Below are 14460 nucleotides of genomic sequence, written 5' to 3' on the forward strand. Positions count from 1 at the left end.
TTTGGTACCGGTTTTCCCCTCCATCGTAGGATTTAAAAGACAGGCCCATTGCTCTGTAATCGAGCCATCGAAACGCCATGGGATACAGACTATGTTCAGGTCGCTACTGCCCCTGCTGATTGCCGCGCTGCCTGGGTTCTGTATACCCACGGTTGCCGCGGCCGAACAACAGCTCGCGCTGTTCTCGCCTGAAGGCTATCGCCAGACGCAGTACCGCAGCCCGACACCTGCGTCGGCGGAAGGTGCGCAGACCCTGGACACCGCGGCTCTGCAGGCGCTGATCGCACAAGAACCGGACCTTGTACTGGTGGATGTCTATCGGAGCCAGTGGCTCGCCGGCCGGTTCATCGACAGCGAACCCCATGCAAACCTGCCCGGCAGCATCTGGCTGGCGAACACCGGCGATGGCAATCTGCAACCCGAATGGGCAAGCTACTTCAGCGACAACCTTGCCCGCGTCAGCCAGGGCAACATGCAGCGGCCACTGGTCTTCTACTGCCGCTCGGACTGCTGGCTCGGCTGGAACGCCACCAAGCGCGCCCATGGACTGGGCTACACACGACTGTACTGGTATCGAGATGGGGTGGACGGTTGGGAACAGGCGGGCCTGCCCTTGCACCCTGCTACTCCGGAACCGCTGCCTGGCGACGAGTAGCATCACCTGACCAGCATGCCCCCACCATAATCACAACAAAGAGGTGACCGGCCTTGTACAAGATCCTGATTGCGGACGACCATCCGCTGTTCCGTGAAGCCATTCATAACGTCATTCGCGACGGCTTCCCCGACAGCGAAATTCTCGAAACTGCCGACCTCGACAGCGCCCTTGCCTTGACGCTGGAGCACGACGATCTCGATCTGGTGCTGCTGGACCTGAACATGCCTGGGATGCACGGCCTCAACGGCCTGATCAACCTGCGCAACGAGGCGCCAACGATTCCGGTGGTGATCGTCTCGGCGGAGCAGGACAAGCAGATCGTGCTGCAGGCCATTACCTATGGCGCGGTCGGCTTCATCACCAAATCCTCGCCGCGGGCGCAGATGACCGACGCCATCGAGCAGATCCTCAACGGCAACGTCTACCTGCCTTCGGACATCATCCGCAGCCAGAAGCCCAGCAGCCGCCACTCCCATCACAACGAGCCATCGATCCCGCCGGAACTGTTGCAGGCGCTGACCCGCAAGCAGCTGCTGGTGCTCGAGCGCATGACCAAGGGTGAATCCAACAAGCAGATCGCCTACAACCTCGACATCGCCGAGACCACCGTGAAGGCACATGTCTCGGCGATTCTGCGCAAGCTCAACGTGCACAACCGCGTCCAGGCGATCCTTTCTGCCGGGGACATCGATTTCACCGCCTATCTGCGCCGCTGAAACGGCGCAGATAGCGTCGAACTTTTGCTAGGCGCTCGCCTGGGCGCCCTCGAACCAGGCCAGTTTCTCGCGTAGCTGGACCACTTCACCGACGATCAGCAAGGTCGGTGCCTGCACCTGCTCTTGGGCGATACGCTGGGCGAGGGTTTCCAGCGTCCCGGTGAATACACGCTGATTGGTGGTGGTGCCCTGCTGCACCAGCGCCGCCGGCGTATCCGCCGAACGCCCATGGGCTATCAGTTGCTGGCAGATCACCGGCAAGCCCACCAGGCCCATGTAGAACACCAGCGTCTGTGCCGGCGCGGCGAGTTCCGCCCAGGGCAGATCGCAGCTGCCGTCTTTCAGATGACCGGTGACGAAACGCACCGATTGCGCATGATCGCGGTGGGTGAGCGGAATGCCGGCATAAGCGGCACAGCCACTGGCGGCAGTAATACCCGGCACGACCTGGAACGGCACACCGTTGGCTGCCAGTTCCTCGATCTCCTCACCACCGCGGCCAAAGATGAACGGGTCACCGCCCTTGAGCCGCAGCACGCGCTTGCCTTCCTTGGCCAGGGTCACCAGTTTCTGGTTGATCTGCTCCTGCGGCACCGCGTGTTCCGAACGCTGCTTGCCAACGTAGATGCGGTCGGCATCGCGCCGGCACAGGTCGATGATCGCTGGCGCTACCAAGCGATCGTAGAGCACGACATCAGCCTGCTGCATCAGGCGCAAGGCACGGAAAGTCAGCAGGTCAGGATCGCCCGGGCCAGCGCCTACCAAATAAACCTCGCCCAGCGCGCGCGGCGCTGCACCGGCAAGCTTCTCCGCCAGCAGGCGCTCGGCTTCGGCGCTGCACCCAGCCAACGCCTGTTCGGCGATCGGTCCTTGGAAGGTTTCCTCCCAGAACACCCGCCGCTGCTGAACGTTGGCAAACTTGGCTTTGACCTGAGCGCGGAACTGCTTGGCCAGACCGGCCAGCTGGCCGTAGGCCGCGGGAATCCAGGTCTCGATGCGCGCGCGGATCAACCGCGCCAGCACCGGTGCATCGCCACCACTGGAAACCGCAATCACCAGCGGCGAGCGGTCGACGATCGCCGGAAAGATCACGCTGCACAGCTGCGGCGAGTCGACCACGTTGACCGGCATGCCCAGCGCGTTGGCGTGCTGCGAAACCGCGGCATTCAGCGGCTCGTCATCGGTGGCGGCGATGGCCAGCACACAACCTTGCAGGTCTTGCGGGTCATAGCCACGATCGAGGCATTCGCCATCGCCTGCCTCTACCAGTTCGGCCAGTTGCGGCTCGATGCTCGGCGCCACCACCCGCAGCCGAGCTCCGGCTTCGCTCAGCAGCCGCGCCTTGCGCAGCGCGATCTCGCCACCCCCGACAATCAGTACCGTGCGGCCTTTGAGGTTGTGGAACAGCGGGAGGTATTCCATGGGCGAATCCTGGAGGGTCGTTGGTGGTAAGGGCATCACAGCCATTACGGCCGCGATGCCCCTTGTCGAATATCAAGGATCCGGCCTGATGCCGAACCGCGATGACGCAGCGCCGCAGCCTCAGCCGATGACTTCGATACCACCCATGTATGGTTTCAGCACGTCGGGTACCACAACGCTTCCGTCGGCCTGCTGGTAGTTCTCCAGTACGGCGACCAGGGTACGACCGACCGCCAGGCCCGAACCATTGAGGGTGTGCACGAGCTCCGGCTTGCCGGTTTCCGGATTGCGATAACGCGCCTGCATGCGCCGCGCCTGGAAATCACCGCAGTTGGAGCAGGAAGAAATCTCGCGATACTTGTCCTGGCTCGGCACCCAGACTTCCAGGTCATAGGTCTTGGTCGCGCCGAAGCCCATGTCGCCGGTGCACAGCGACAACACGCGGTAAGGCAGTTCCAGCAGCTGCAGCACCTTCTCGGCATTGCCGGTCAGCTCTTCCAGCGCCTCGAAGGACCTGGACGGCTCGACGATCTGCACCATCTCGACCTTGTCGAACTGGTGCTGACGGATCATGCCGCGGGTATCGCGTCCGGAGGCGCCGGCCTCGCTGCGGAAACAGGGCGTGTGGGCGACGAACTTCAGCGGCAGCTCTTTGGCATCGAGAATCTCGCCGGCCACGATGTTGGTCAGCGACACCTCGGCGGTCGGGATCAGGTAGAAGTCCGCCTCGCCTTCGCGGCTGATCTTGAACAGATCTTCTTCGAACTTCGGCAGCTGACCGGTTCCCTGCAGCGCCGGGGCCTGTACCAGATACGGCGTGTAGGCCTCTTCGTAGCCATGCTCACGGGTGTGCAGGTCGATCATGAACTGCGCCAGCGCGCGATGCAGGCGGGCGATCGGGCCGCGCATCAGGGCGAAGCGGGCGCCGGACAGCTTGGCCGCGGTCTCGAAGTCCAGCCAGCCATGCTGCTCGCCCAGGGCGACGTGATCCTGAACGGCGAAGTCGAAGGTCTTCGGCGTACCCCAGCGGCGAACCTCGACGTTCTCGTCCTCATCCGCACCGACCGGCACCGACTCGTGCGGCAGGTTGGGAATGCTCAGCATCAGCTGGTCGAGTTCGGTCTGGATGCGGTCCAGCTCCTGCTTGCCGGATTCGAGTTCCGAGCCCATGCGATCCACGTCGGCGAGCAACGGCGCGATGTCCTCACCGCGCTGCTTGGCCTGGCCGATGGATTTGGAGCGCGCGTTGCGCTCGGCCTGGAGTTGTTCGGTGCGGGTCTGCACGGTCTTGCGCTGAGCTTCCAGCGCTTCGATGCGCGCCACGTCCAGCTGGTAGCCACGGGTGGCCAGGCGGGCCGCCACGTCCTGTAGCTGAGTGCGTACCAGTTTCGAATCAAGCATGGTGGGTCTCGTCTGTGAAAGCTTGGATGAAGGGCGAAGAGGGAGCGAAGTTTACTGTGAACGGCCGTCGGTTCATAACCTGGCGAGCGCCAGACCGGCCCAGGCCGCGAGCAGGCCACCGAGCACACTGCCGCCGACGTAGGCGAAGGCAGTCGCCAGCTGACCGCTTTCAAGCAGGCGCAGTGCGTCAAGTGAGAAGCTGGAGAAAGTCGTCAGTGCGCCAAGAAAGCCGATGATCAGTGCGCCACGCAGCTCGGGTGAAATGTCCGGTCGGGCGAGAAAGGTTGCATAGAGATAGCCGATCAGCAGGCACCCCAGCAGGTTCACGGCCAGCGTGGCCAGATAGAAATGCCGTGGCCATTGATTGCTGACCCAGGTCGCCAGGGCAAAGCGCAACAGGGTCCCGATCACGCCGCCACAGGCGACGGCGAAGGCCATGCGGATCATTCCTTTCTCCGTTGTTTCGGGCTTTCGCGGTCGAGCCGGGCAAGGTGCTCGAGCTTGTCGCGGATCTTGCTTTCCAGCCCGCGCGGGGCCGGATGGTAGTAACGCCGCGGCTCCATCGCTTCGGGAAAATAATCCTCGCCTGCAGCATAGGCATCCGGTTCGTCGTGGGCGTAGCGGTATTCGTTGCCGTAGCCGAGTTCTTTCATCAGCTTGGTCGGTGCATTACGCAAATGCAGCGGCACTTCCTGCGAGCCGTTCTCGGCGGCATCACGCATCGCCGCCTTGAACGCGGTGTAGACGGCGTTGCTCTTCGGCGCGCAGGCGAGATAGACGATCGCCTGCGCCACGGCCAGCTCCCCTTCCGGGCTGCCCAGGCGCTCCTGCACATCCCAGGCGTTCAGACACAGCGGCAGCGCCCGTGGGTCGGCATTGCCGATCTCCTCGCTGGCCATGCGCACGACGCGCCGGGCGATGTACAGCGGGTCGCAGCCACCATCGAGCATGCGCGCGAACCAGTACAGCGCGGCATCCGGATTCGAGCCGCGCACGGACTTGTGCAGCGCCGATATCTGGTCGTAGAAGGCCTCGCCGCCCTTGTCGAAGCGTCGGCGACTGTCGCCCAGCAGATCCTGCAGCAGGTCGGTGCTGATGCTGCCGCCCTCTTCAGCCAGGTCCGATGCGTTCTCCAGCAGGTTGAGCAGCCGACGACCGTCACCATCGGCTGCCGCCAGCAGCATCTGGAAGCTCTCCTCCGGCAGCGTGAGATTGAGCTCGCCCAGGCCCTTGGGCTCGGTCAGCGCGCGCGTCACCAGTTTGCGCAAGGCCGCTTCGTCCAGGCTTTTCAGCACATAAACGCGAGCCCGCGAGAGCAAGGCATTGTTGAGTTCGAAAGAGGGGTTTTCGGTGGTGGCGCCGATAAAGATCAGCGTGCCGTCTTCGACGTAAGGCAGGAAGGCGTCCTGCTGGGACTTGTTGAAACGATGCACTTCGTCGACGAACAGAATGGTCCGCCGGCCGTACTGCGCCGCCTGCTGCTTGGCGATCTCCACCGCCTGGCGAATCTCCTTGACCCCGGCGAGCACGGCGGAAACCGTCTCGAAATGGGCATCGGAGACTTTTGCCAGGAGCCGCGCCAGAGTGGTCTTGCCGACACCGGGCGGCCCCCAGAACACCATGGAGTGCAACGCGCCCTGCTCAAGCGCCTCGCGCAACGGCTTGCCGCGCGCGAGCAGGTGCTCCTGCCCGACGTATTCATCGAGGCTGGCTGCGCGCAGACGCGCGGCAAGTGGCTGGGCGACAGGTTCGCGGCTGAACAGGTCCATTGCGGACGGTTACCTCGATTGCAGCGGCCCGCCGCTGCGCAGGCCGCCTGATACGAATGTCAGATTAGGCTCACTCGGAAATGACGTCGGCACCCTCGGGAATCTCGAAGGTGAACAGGTCGGCCTTGAGCGGCTGATTCATCTTCACCCCCATGAAGAGGATATTGGTGCGCTGACCGACACTGTCGATCAGCTGCATGTCATTGATCACGCCGCCGCGGAAGGACAGCCGCAGGTTGTCGAACAGGGTGTCCTTGGCCTTGGGCTTGAGGGTGAAGTCCACCACGTCCCCGGCCTCCTTGTGCGAGACCTCGAAATTCTCGCTGATGGTGGAGACATCACCGGAAAGCAAAAGCGCGGGGGTGTGCGTCAGACGCTGATCGAGCTGCTGAACGGTGACCTGCTCGAGGTCTGGGTCATACAACCAGACCTTTTCGCCGTTGGACACCAGCAGCTGCTCCATCGGTGCATCGGTATGCCAGCGAAACTGCCCGGGACGCTTGAGCGCCAGCTCGCCGGACGTTTCCTGCAACTGGGTGCCGCTGCCATCGAGCGACAGTTGCGAGAAACGACCGGTGAGCGTTTCAGCCTGGTTGAGCAGATCGGTCAGTCGTTTGGTGGACGCAGCCTGGTCGGCATGTGCCGGAGCCAGGGCGACCATCAGGACAGATGCACACAGCAAACGGATCAATTGCATGTAGCCCTCGAAGCGATTCAATCGCGCATGGGTGGCGGCGCGATGACCTCGCGCGAGCCGTTGGTATTCATGGATGTCACCACGCCGGCCATTTCCATGGCCTCGATCATGCGTGCGGCGCGGTTGTAGCCGATCTTCAGCTTGCGCTGCACGGCGGAGATCGACGCGCGGCGGCTTTCGGTAACGAAGCGAACGGCCTCGTCGTACAAGGGGTCTTCTTCGCTACCTTCGCCGCTGCCTTCGCCACCACCGCCCTCGAAGCCGCTACCAGCCTCTTCCACGCCGGCGAGGATGTCCTCGATGTAGTCGGGCGCTCCGCGAGCCTTCCAGGCTTCGACCACACGATGCACCTCGTCATCGGAGACGAACGCACCATGCACGCGGATCGGCAGGCCGGTGCCCGGCGGCAAGTAGAGCATGTCACCGTGACCGAGCAGCTGCTCGGCGCCGCCCTGGTCGAGGATAGTGCGCGAGTCGATCTTGCTCGACACCTGGAACGCCATGCGGGTCGGGATGTTGGCCTTGATTAGACCGGTGATCACGTCCACCGACGGCCGCTGGGTGGCAAGAATCAGATGGATGCCCGCCGCACGTGCCTTCTGCGCGATACGGGCAATCAGCTCTTCGACCTTCTTGCCGACGATCATCATCATGTCGGCGAATTCATCGACGACCACCACGATGGTCGGCAGGCTCTTCAGATACGGCGGCTCGTCATCCATCGACTCGCGCTTGTACAGCGGGTCGTGCAGCGGCGTGCCGGCCTCTTCCGCCTCCTTGATCTTGCGGTTGAAGCCCGCCAGGTTGCGCACGCCCATGGCCGCCATCAGCTTGTAGCGACGCTCCATCTCGGCGACGCTCCAGCGCAGTGCGTTGGCCGCCTCCTTCATGTCGGTGACCACCGGGCAGAGCAGGTGCGGAATGCCTTCGTAGATCGACAGTTCGAGCATCTTCGGGTCGATCATGATCAGCCGCGCCTCTTCCGGCGTCGACTTGAACAGGATCGACAGGATCATCGCGTTGACCCCCACCGACTTACCGGAACCGGTGGTACCGGCCACCAGCAGGTGCGGCATCTTCGCCAGGTCGGCGATGACCGGTTTGCCGCCGATATCGTGGCCGAGCGCCAGGGTGACCGGCGACTTGGCGTCGTCATAAGGCGCCGACGACAGCACCTCGGAGAAACGGACGATCTGCCGATCCTCGTTGGGAATCTCGATACCCACGGTGGTCTTGCCCGGAATGACCTCGACCACGCGCACGCTGACCATGGCCATCGAACGCGCCAGGTCCTTGGCCAGATTGGAGATGCGGCTGACCTTGACGCCGGCCGCAGGCTGAATCTCGAAACGGGTGATCACCGGGCCTGGGTGAACCGACTCGACCACCACCTCGACGCCGAACTCCTTGAGCTTGATCTCCAGCAGCCGCGACATGGCCTCGAGGGACTCGGGCGAATACTGCTTCTGCTGCTTTTCCGCGACGTCGAGGATGGAAATCGGCGGCAGGCTGCCTTCGACCGCGGTATCGACGAACAACGGCGCCTGCTTCTCCTTGAGCACGCGCTTGCTCGGCTCTGCCGGCTTTGCCGGTGCGGGCGGGGTGATCACAGGAGCCTGGCGCTTCCCCAGCTCGCTCATGTGCTTGGCCAGTGCCTCGTCGCGCTCGATGATGCGCTCCTTGACCTTGGCCTGCTCGCGGCGATCGCGCACCATTGGCGCGGCCACCTCGCTTACCACATCGTCCGCCTCGCGCAGCTGCGCAACCAGCTGCTTGCGTTCGGCGCGGGCATTCCACCAGCGGCTGAAAAAGCTCTGGATCAGTTCCAGCAGGTCGAGCGTGATCTTGCCGGTGATATCCATCACCTTGAACCAGGACAGGTCGGTAAAGACCGTCAGCCCGAACAGAAAGAACGCCAGCAACGCGAGCGTGCTGCCCTGCACGTTGAGCGTCTGCACCGCCAGCTGGCCAAGGCTCTCGCCCAGCGCACCGCCCGCGGATGCCGGCAAGGCTTCGCCGCCCTGGAAATGGATATAGGCCAACGCCGAACCGGACAGCACCAGGAACACCAGGCCGATCAGCCGCCAGGAGAACAACCAGCCATTCCACACCCAGGGCTGGTGACGCGCACGGAATACCTGCCAGGTCTTGACGCCCAGCAGTAGCGGGAAGAGGTACGCGAAGTAACCCAGCGCCATGAACAGCACATCGGCGAACCAGGCGCCCGCGCGGCCCGCGGCGTTGCGCACCTGATCGACGTTGCTCGTGTGGGTCCAGCCCGGATCGCCCGGATCGTAGGTCAATAGCGCCATCCACAGGTAGACGCAGAGCGCACCGAGCGCTATCAACGCGCCTTCCTTGAGGCGATAGTGCAATTGTTGTCGCCAGACGGTTGCCGGCGCGGTAGATGAGGAATTCTTCAAAACGCTTTCTTTCCTGCGCCTGCGGCGCGATGAACCGTAGTCAGCCAGAACCCCGGCATTGTACGGGTTTGTCGATTCGATGGCATGCGGGTTCCGCGGCGGCTTGGGCTTTTGCCGATGCTTCGGTGTAGCATAAACGCCCGATTTCCCGGCGCGGCTCGACTGGAGCACGCTTCTCTATTTGCAACAAAGGCTTATGAGGGCTTTTTATGAGTGAAGTCAAGCATTCGCGTCTGATCATCCTCGGCTCCGGCCCGGCCGGTTATACCGCTGCGGTATACGCTGCCCGCGCCAACCTGAAGCCGCTGATGATCACCGGCATCCAGCCCGGCGGCCAGCTGACCACCACCACCGAGGTCGACAACTGGCCTGGCGACGTCGAAGGCCTGACCGGCCCGGATCTGATGGTGCGCATGCAGAAACACGCCGAGCGCTTCGACACCGAGATCGTCTTCGATCACATCCATACCGCCGAGTTGCAGCAGCGCCCGTTCACCCTTCGCGGCGACAGCGGTGTCTATACCTGCGATGCGCTGATCATCGCCACGGGCGCTTCAGCGCAGTATCTCGGCCTGCCCTCCGAAGAAGCGTTCGCCGGTCGCGGCGTATCCGCCTGCGCCACCTGTGACGGCTTCTTCTACCGCAACCAGGTGGTGGCGGTGATCGGTGGCGGCAATACCGCGGTCGAGGAGGCGCTGTACCTGTCCAACATCGCCAAGGAAGTCCACCTGATCCACCGCCGCGACAAGCTCCGTTCGGAGAAGATCCTGCAGGACAAGATCATGGACAAGGCGACCAACGGCAACATTCGCCTGCACTGGAACCACACCCTCGAGGAAGTCCTCGGCGACGCCAGTGGCGTGACCGGCGTTCGCCTCAAGAGCACCCTTACCGGTGAAGAGAACACGCTGGACCTGGCCGGCGTATTCATCGCCATCGGTCACAAGCCGAACACCGACCTGTTCCAGGGCCAGCTGGAGATGAAAGATGGCTACCTGAAGATCCGCGGCGGCGGTGAAGGCGATGCCACCTGCACCAGCATTCCTGGCGTGTTCGCCGCAGGCGATGTGGCCGACCACGTCTATCGCCAGGCCATCACCTCGGCAGGCGCCGGCTGCATGGCGGCACTGGATGCCGAGAAGTACCTGGACAACTGATCCCAGGCGGGCTTCGGCCCGCCCTCCCCTACCCTGCGTGCAGACATGCTGACCTGGCTAAAGCGCGACGACTTCAGCTTTCCTCCCCTCGAAACGGCTCTGCGCGAACCCAACGGCCTCCTTGCTGCTGGCGGCGACTTGCGGCCCGAGCGACTCCTGGCGGCCTACCGCCACGGCTGTTTCCCCTGGTATCAGGAAGGCCAACCGCTGCTGTGGTGGTCGCCCGATCCGCGCACGGTGCTCTTTCCTGACGAGCTGCATGTTTCGCGCAGCCTGCGCAAGCGCATGCGCCACGGCGACTACCAGGTGACCTTCGACAAGGCCTTTGCCGAGGTCATCCAGGGATGCGCCGGCCCGCGGAGCTATGCAGACGGCACCTGGATCACGACACCGATGCAAGACGCCTATATCAGGCTGCACGAGATAGGCGTCGCGCACTCGGTGGAAATCTGGCAGCAAGGGCAACTCGTCGGCGGACTCTACGGCCTCGCGATGGGTGAGCTATTTTTCGGCGAGTCGATGTTCAGCCGCGCCACCGATGCCTCCAAGGTCGGCTTCGTCACCTTGGTGGAACGGCTGCGCGAATGGGGCTTTGCGCTGATCGACTGCCAGATGCCGACCCGTCATCTGGAGAGCTTCGGCGCTCGCAGCATCCCACGCGCGGCGTTCGCCGACGCACTCGCAACGCATCTGGACCACCCCAGCGCAGCCGACTGGCGCGCCTAGTCGACCTCGGCAAGCTGGCCTACACTGGGTTCATGATTTCTGAGAGTTGACCATGACTTCACTGGCTCGCCTCAAGTTCTACGCCACCCAGCCTCACGCTTGCAGCTACCTGCCCGATGAACAGGCCACCACCTTGTTCCTCGATCCAAGCCAACCGATGGACGTGCAGGTGTATGCGGAGCTTTCGGAGATGGGCTTTCGCCGCAGCGGGGATCATCTCTATCGCCCCCACTGCCAGCGCTGCTCGGCCTGCATTCCGGCACGCATCCCGGTAAGCGCACCGGAACTCAATCGCCAACAGAAGCGAATCCTCAAGCGCAACGCCGACCTGCAGGTCCGCGGCGTACGCCCGGCATTCAGCGAAGAACTGTACGCGCTCTACGCCAACTACATCGAGAAACGCCACGCCGATGGCGACATGTATCCACCCAGCCGTGAGCAGTTCAACACCTTCCTCGTGCGCGACCTGCCATTCTCGCGCTTTTATGAATTCCGGCTCGACGGCAGGCTGCTGGCCGTCGCCGTTACCGACGTCCTGCCCAATGGCTTGTCTGCTGTTTACACCTTCTACGATCCGGACGAAGAGCGCCGCAGCCTAGGGCGCTACGCGATTCTCTGGCAGATGGGCGAAGCCGCGCGCCTTGGCCTGAAGGCCGTCTATCTCGGTTATTGGATCAAGAACTGCCGGAAGATGAACTACAAGACCGAATATCGGCCCATCGAACTCTTGGTCAACCAGCGCTGGGTAACGCTCAGCTGAAGTCCTTGGCTCATCGACCCATTTCGGGCACAATGCTTGCCGCTTTTGCCCGTGCATCTACGGGCCAATTACCTGAATACCGAGGACTTTACTGAATGTCGAAAGAAGACAGCTTCGAAATGGAAGGTACTGTCGTCGACACCCTGCCCAACACCATGTTTCGCGTGGAGTTGGAAAACGGGCACGTCGTTACTGCGCACATCTCCGGAAAGATGCGCAAGAACTACATCCGGATTCTTACCGGTGACAAGGTTCGCGTGGAGCTGACCCCTTACGATCTGAGCAAGGGTCGCATCACCTACCGCGCCCGCTAAGCGAGTCGCGAGAAAAAACGCCCGGTCTTACCGGGCTTTTTTGTTTGTGCCAGCCATTGCGCACCGCCAGCAATCCGCACAAACGAAAACGCCCGACAGAGGCCGGGCGCTCGTCTCAATGGCCGTCAGGCCAGCTCTGCAGTGGTTTCGAATTCGAAGAACGGCTCGCCGTCACGAATATCGATATGCACCACACCGCCGTGTTCGGCCAGCTCTCCGAACAGGATTTCTTCGGCCAGCGGCCGCTTGATCTTGTCCTGGATCAGCCTGGCCATCGGCCGGGCGCCCATCTGTGCATCATAGCCGTGCTCCGCCAGCCAGCCGCGGGCGGCATCCGACACCTCCAGCGTCACGTGCTTGTCCTCGAGCTGCGCCTGCAGTTCGATCAGGAACTTGTCGACGATGCTCTTGATGACATCATGGCTCAGACGGCCGAACTGGATGATGGTGTCCAGACGGTTGCGGAACTCTGGCGTGAAGCTCTTCTTGATGACTTCCATGGCATCGGACGCGTGATCCTGCAGGGTGAAGCCAATGGACGCCCGCGCCGCGGTTTCCGCCCCCGCATTGGTGGTCATGATGATGATCACGTTGCGGAAGTCCGCCTTGCGACCGTTGTTGTCGGTGAGCGTGCCGTGGTCCATCACCTGCAGCAGCAAATTGAAGACTTCCGGATGGGCTTTTTCGATCTCATCCAGCAACAACACGCAATGTGGCTGCTTGGTGATCGCTTCGGTCAACAGACCGCCCTGATCAAATCCGACATATCCCGGAGGTGCACCGATCAGGCGCGAGACCGTATGGCGCTCCATGTACTCGGACATGTCGAAGCGAATCAGCTCGACCCCCAACGCACGAGCCAACTGGCGTGCCGCTTCGGTCTTGCCAACCCCGGTCGGGCCGGCGAAGAGGAAGGAACCCACCGGCTTGTCCGGTGCCTTCAGTCCAGCACGAGACAGCTTGATGGCAGTCGCCAGCGAGTCGATCGCATCGTCCTGCCCGAACACGGTGAGCTTCAGGTCGCGCTCAAGGTTACGCAGCAATTCCTTGTCGGAACTGCTGACGTGCTTCGGAGGAATTCGCGCAATCTTCGCTACGATATCCTCAACCTGCTCGACGTCGATGCACTTGACCCGCTGCCCTTCCGGTTGCAGACGCTGATAGGCACCAGCCTCGTCGATTACATCGATGGCCTTGTCCGGCATATGGCGATCATTGATATAGCGCGAAGCCAGCTCCGCCGCCGCACGCAACGCCTCGTCACTGTACTCGATCTTGTGATGCTGCTCGAAACGCCCCTTGAGCCCGCGCAGGATACCGATGGTATCTTCGACCGAAGGCTCGGTGACGTCGACCTTCTGGAAACGGCGCGCCAAGGCGCGATCCTTCTCGAAGATGCCGCGAAACTCCTGGAATGTAGTGGAACCGATGCAGCGGATCTCGCCCGACGACAGCAGCGGCTTGAGCAGATTGGACGCATCCATCACACCGCCAGATGCCGCACCGGCGCCGATGATCGTGTGGATCTCATCGATGAACAGGATGGCATGAGGCCGCTTGCGCAGCTCCCCGAGCAGCGCCTTGAAGCGCTTCTCGAAATCGCCGCGGTACTTGGTGCCAGCCAGCAGTGCACCAAGATCCAGCGAATACACAACGCTATCACCCAGCAGATCGGGCACCTGGTTATCTACGATCCGCTTCGCCAGCCCCTCGGCAATGGCCGTCTTGCCGACACCGGCCTCGCCGACCAGTAAGGGATTGTTCTTGCGCCGACGCGCCAGGATCTGCGCAACTCGCTCGACTTCGTGCTCGCGCCCGACCAGCGGATCGATCCGTCCCTGGCGTGCCAACTCGTTCAGGTTGCTGGCATAGGCATCCAGCGGATTGCTGGAAGCACCCGTCTCGCCACCATCCTCGTCCTGCATGTCGGCATCGTTCTCGGGGCTGCCGGAACTTCCCGGAACCTTGGAGATGCCGTGGGCGATGTAATTGACGACATCGATACGCGCCACGTTCTGCTGCTTGAGCAGAAAGACCGCCTGGCTTTCCTGTTCGCTGAAGATGGCGACCAGAACATTGGCACCGGTCACTTCACGCTTGCCGGAGCTCTGCACATGAAATACGGCACGCTGCAGAACGCGCTGAAAACCCAAGGTTGGCTGGGTTTCGCGCTCTTCATCGTGCTGTGGAATGAGTGGTGTGGTGGAGTCAATGAATTCCTGCAGGTCGTGCCGGAGCTTATCCAGGCTCGCACCACAGGCGCGCAGTACGGTAGCAGCCGCTTCATTGTCTAATAGGGCCAACAGGAGGTGTTCAACCGTCATGAACTCATGACGCTTGGTACGTGCCTCTTTGAAAGCCAGATTCAGAGTGACTTCGAGTTCACGGTTCAACATAGCTTTCACCTCATCCCCAGC

The 14460-nt window shown here is 62.5% G+C and carries 13 protein-coding genes; 6 read left to right on the plus strand and 7 right to left on the minus strand.

Annotated features, from left to right (window positions below; all coding sequences use genetic code 11):
* The first annotated feature begins 91 nt into the window (after positions 1-91).
* A complete protein-coding gene (locus ACX1DW_RS08195) occupies positions 92-655 on the plus strand; it encodes a PQQ-dependent catabolism-associated CXXCW motif protein (RefSeq protein ID WP_458993187.1) in 564 nt (187 codons plus the stop codon).
* A gap of 53 nt (positions 656-708) precedes the next feature.
* Positions 709-1374 (plus strand): response regulator transcription factor, encoded by a 666-nt coding sequence (locus tag ACX1DW_RS08200; RefSeq protein WP_003298847.1) that lies wholly within the window; start codon positions 709-711, stop codon positions 1372-1374.
* Positions 1375-1401: 27 nt separating this feature from the next.
* On the opposite strand, the gene cysG is transcribed toward ACX1DW_RS08200, so the two are convergent.
* The 6 genes from cysG to ftsK form a co-directional block, all read right to left on the minus strand.
* Positions 1402-2796, minus strand: coding sequence for a siroheme synthase CysG (gene cysG, locus ACX1DW_RS08205; protein ID WP_458993188.1), 1395 nt, complete (start codon positions 2794-2796; stop codon positions 1402-1404).
* A gap of 120 nt (positions 2797-2916) precedes the next feature.
* Positions 2917-4197, minus strand: coding sequence for a serine--tRNA ligase (serS, locus tag ACX1DW_RS08210; RefSeq protein WP_003298845.1), 1281 nt, complete (start codon positions 4195-4197; stop codon positions 2917-2919).
* Positions 4198-4269: 72 nt separating this feature from the next.
* Positions 4270-4644 carry a fluoride efflux transporter CrcB gene (crcB, locus tag ACX1DW_RS08215; RefSeq protein ID WP_458993189.1) on the minus strand — a complete coding sequence of 125 codons (375 nt, stop codon included), beginning with the start codon at positions 4642-4644 and terminating at the stop codon, positions 4270-4272.
* Positions 4641-5966, minus strand: coding sequence for a replication-associated recombination protein A (locus ACX1DW_RS08220; RefSeq protein WP_458993190.1), 1326 nt, complete (start codon positions 5964-5966; stop codon positions 4641-4643). Before ACX1DW_RS08220 ends, crcB begins: the two co-directional genes overlap by 4 nt.
* A 70-nt stretch (positions 5967-6036) precedes the next feature.
* Positions 6037-6663, minus strand: a complete 627-nt coding sequence (lolA, locus tag ACX1DW_RS08225) for an outer membrane lipoprotein chaperone LolA (RefSeq protein WP_458993191.1) — start codon at positions 6661-6663, stop codon at positions 6037-6039.
* Between the two features lie 17 nt (positions 6664-6680).
* Positions 6681-9086, minus strand: coding sequence for a DNA translocase FtsK (ftsK, locus tag ACX1DW_RS08230; RefSeq protein ID WP_267930564.1), 2406 nt, complete (start codon positions 9084-9086; stop codon positions 6681-6683).
* Between the two features lie 209 nt (positions 9087-9295).
* Here ftsK and trxB point away from each other — a divergent pair, with 209 nt between their 5' ends.
* From trxB to infA, 4 genes are all read left to right on the plus strand, one after another.
* Positions 9296-10243: a thioredoxin-disulfide reductase gene (gene trxB, locus ACX1DW_RS08235; protein WP_013982938.1), complete on the plus strand. Its 948-nt coding sequence runs from the start codon at positions 9296-9298 to the stop codon at positions 10241-10243.
* A 45-nt stretch (positions 10244-10288) separates the two neighbouring features.
* Positions 10289-10969 carry a leucyl/phenylalanyl-tRNA--protein transferase gene (aat, locus tag ACX1DW_RS08240; protein ID WP_458993192.1) on the plus strand — a complete coding sequence of 227 codons (681 nt, stop codon included), beginning with the start codon at positions 10289-10291 and terminating at the stop codon, positions 10967-10969.
* 52 nt (positions 10970-11021) lie between these two features.
* Positions 11022-11729, plus strand: a complete 708-nt coding sequence (locus tag ACX1DW_RS08245) for an arginyltransferase (protein WP_102840973.1) — start codon at positions 11022-11024, stop codon at positions 11727-11729.
* Positions 11730-11824: 95 nt separating this feature from the next.
* Complete coding sequence (infA, locus tag ACX1DW_RS08250; protein ID WP_002553999.1) at positions 11825-12043, plus strand: translation initiation factor IF-1; 219 nt, start codon at positions 11825-11827, stop codon at positions 12041-12043.
* A 125-nt stretch (positions 12044-12168) separates the two neighbouring features.
* On the opposite strand, the gene clpA is transcribed toward infA, so the two are convergent.
* The gene (gene clpA, locus ACX1DW_RS08255) at positions 12169-14439 is read right to left on the minus strand and encodes an ATP-dependent Clp protease ATP-binding subunit ClpA (RefSeq protein ID WP_125869157.1); all 2271 of its coding nucleotides are present in this window, start codon (positions 14437-14439) and stop codon (positions 12169-12171) included.
* Positions 14440-14460 lie beyond the last annotated feature (21 nt).

The organism is Stutzerimonas sp. KH-1 (genome assembly GCF_054483855.1).

Bases quoted from the DNA above. Each gene is read 5' to 3' on its own strand.
- cysG (WP_458993188.1), bottom strand. From the start codon at position 2,796: ATGGAATACCTCCCGCTGTTCCACAACCTCAAAGGCCGCACGGTACTG.
- aat (WP_458993192.1), top strand. From the start codon at position 10,289: ATGCTGACCTGGCTAAAGCGCGACGACTTCAGCTTTCCTCCCCTCGAA.
- clpA (WP_125869157.1), bottom strand. From the start codon at position 14,439: ATGTTGAACCGTGAACTCGAAGTCACTCTGAATCTGGCTTTCAAAGAG.
- serS (WP_003298845.1), bottom strand. From the start codon at position 4,197: ATGCTTGATTCGAAACTGGTACGCACTCAGCTACAGGACGTGGCGGCC.
- crcB (WP_458993189.1), bottom strand. From the start codon at position 4,644: ATGATCCGCATGGCCTTCGCCGTCGCCTGTGGCGGCGTGATCGGGACC.
- ACX1DW_RS08245 (WP_102840973.1), top strand. From the start codon at position 11,022: ATGACTTCACTGGCTCGCCTCAAGTTCTACGCCACCCAGCCTCACGCT.
- infA (WP_002553999.1), top strand. From the start codon at position 11,825: ATGTCGAAAGAAGACAGCTTCGAAATGGAAGGTACTGTCGTCGACACC.
- trxB (WP_013982938.1), top strand. From the start codon at position 9,296: ATGAGTGAAGTCAAGCATTCGCGTCTGATCATCCTCGGCTCCGGCCCG.
- lolA (WP_458993191.1), bottom strand. From the start codon at position 6,663: ATGCAATTGATCCGTTTGCTGTGTGCATCTGTCCTGATGGTCGCCCTG.
- ACX1DW_RS08220 (WP_458993190.1), bottom strand. From the start codon at position 5,966: ATGGACCTGTTCAGCCGCGAACCTGTCGCCCAGCCACTTGCCGCGCGT.
- ACX1DW_RS08195 (WP_458993187.1), top strand. From the start codon at position 92: ATGTTCAGGTCGCTACTGCCCCTGCTGATTGCCGCGCTGCCTGGGTTC.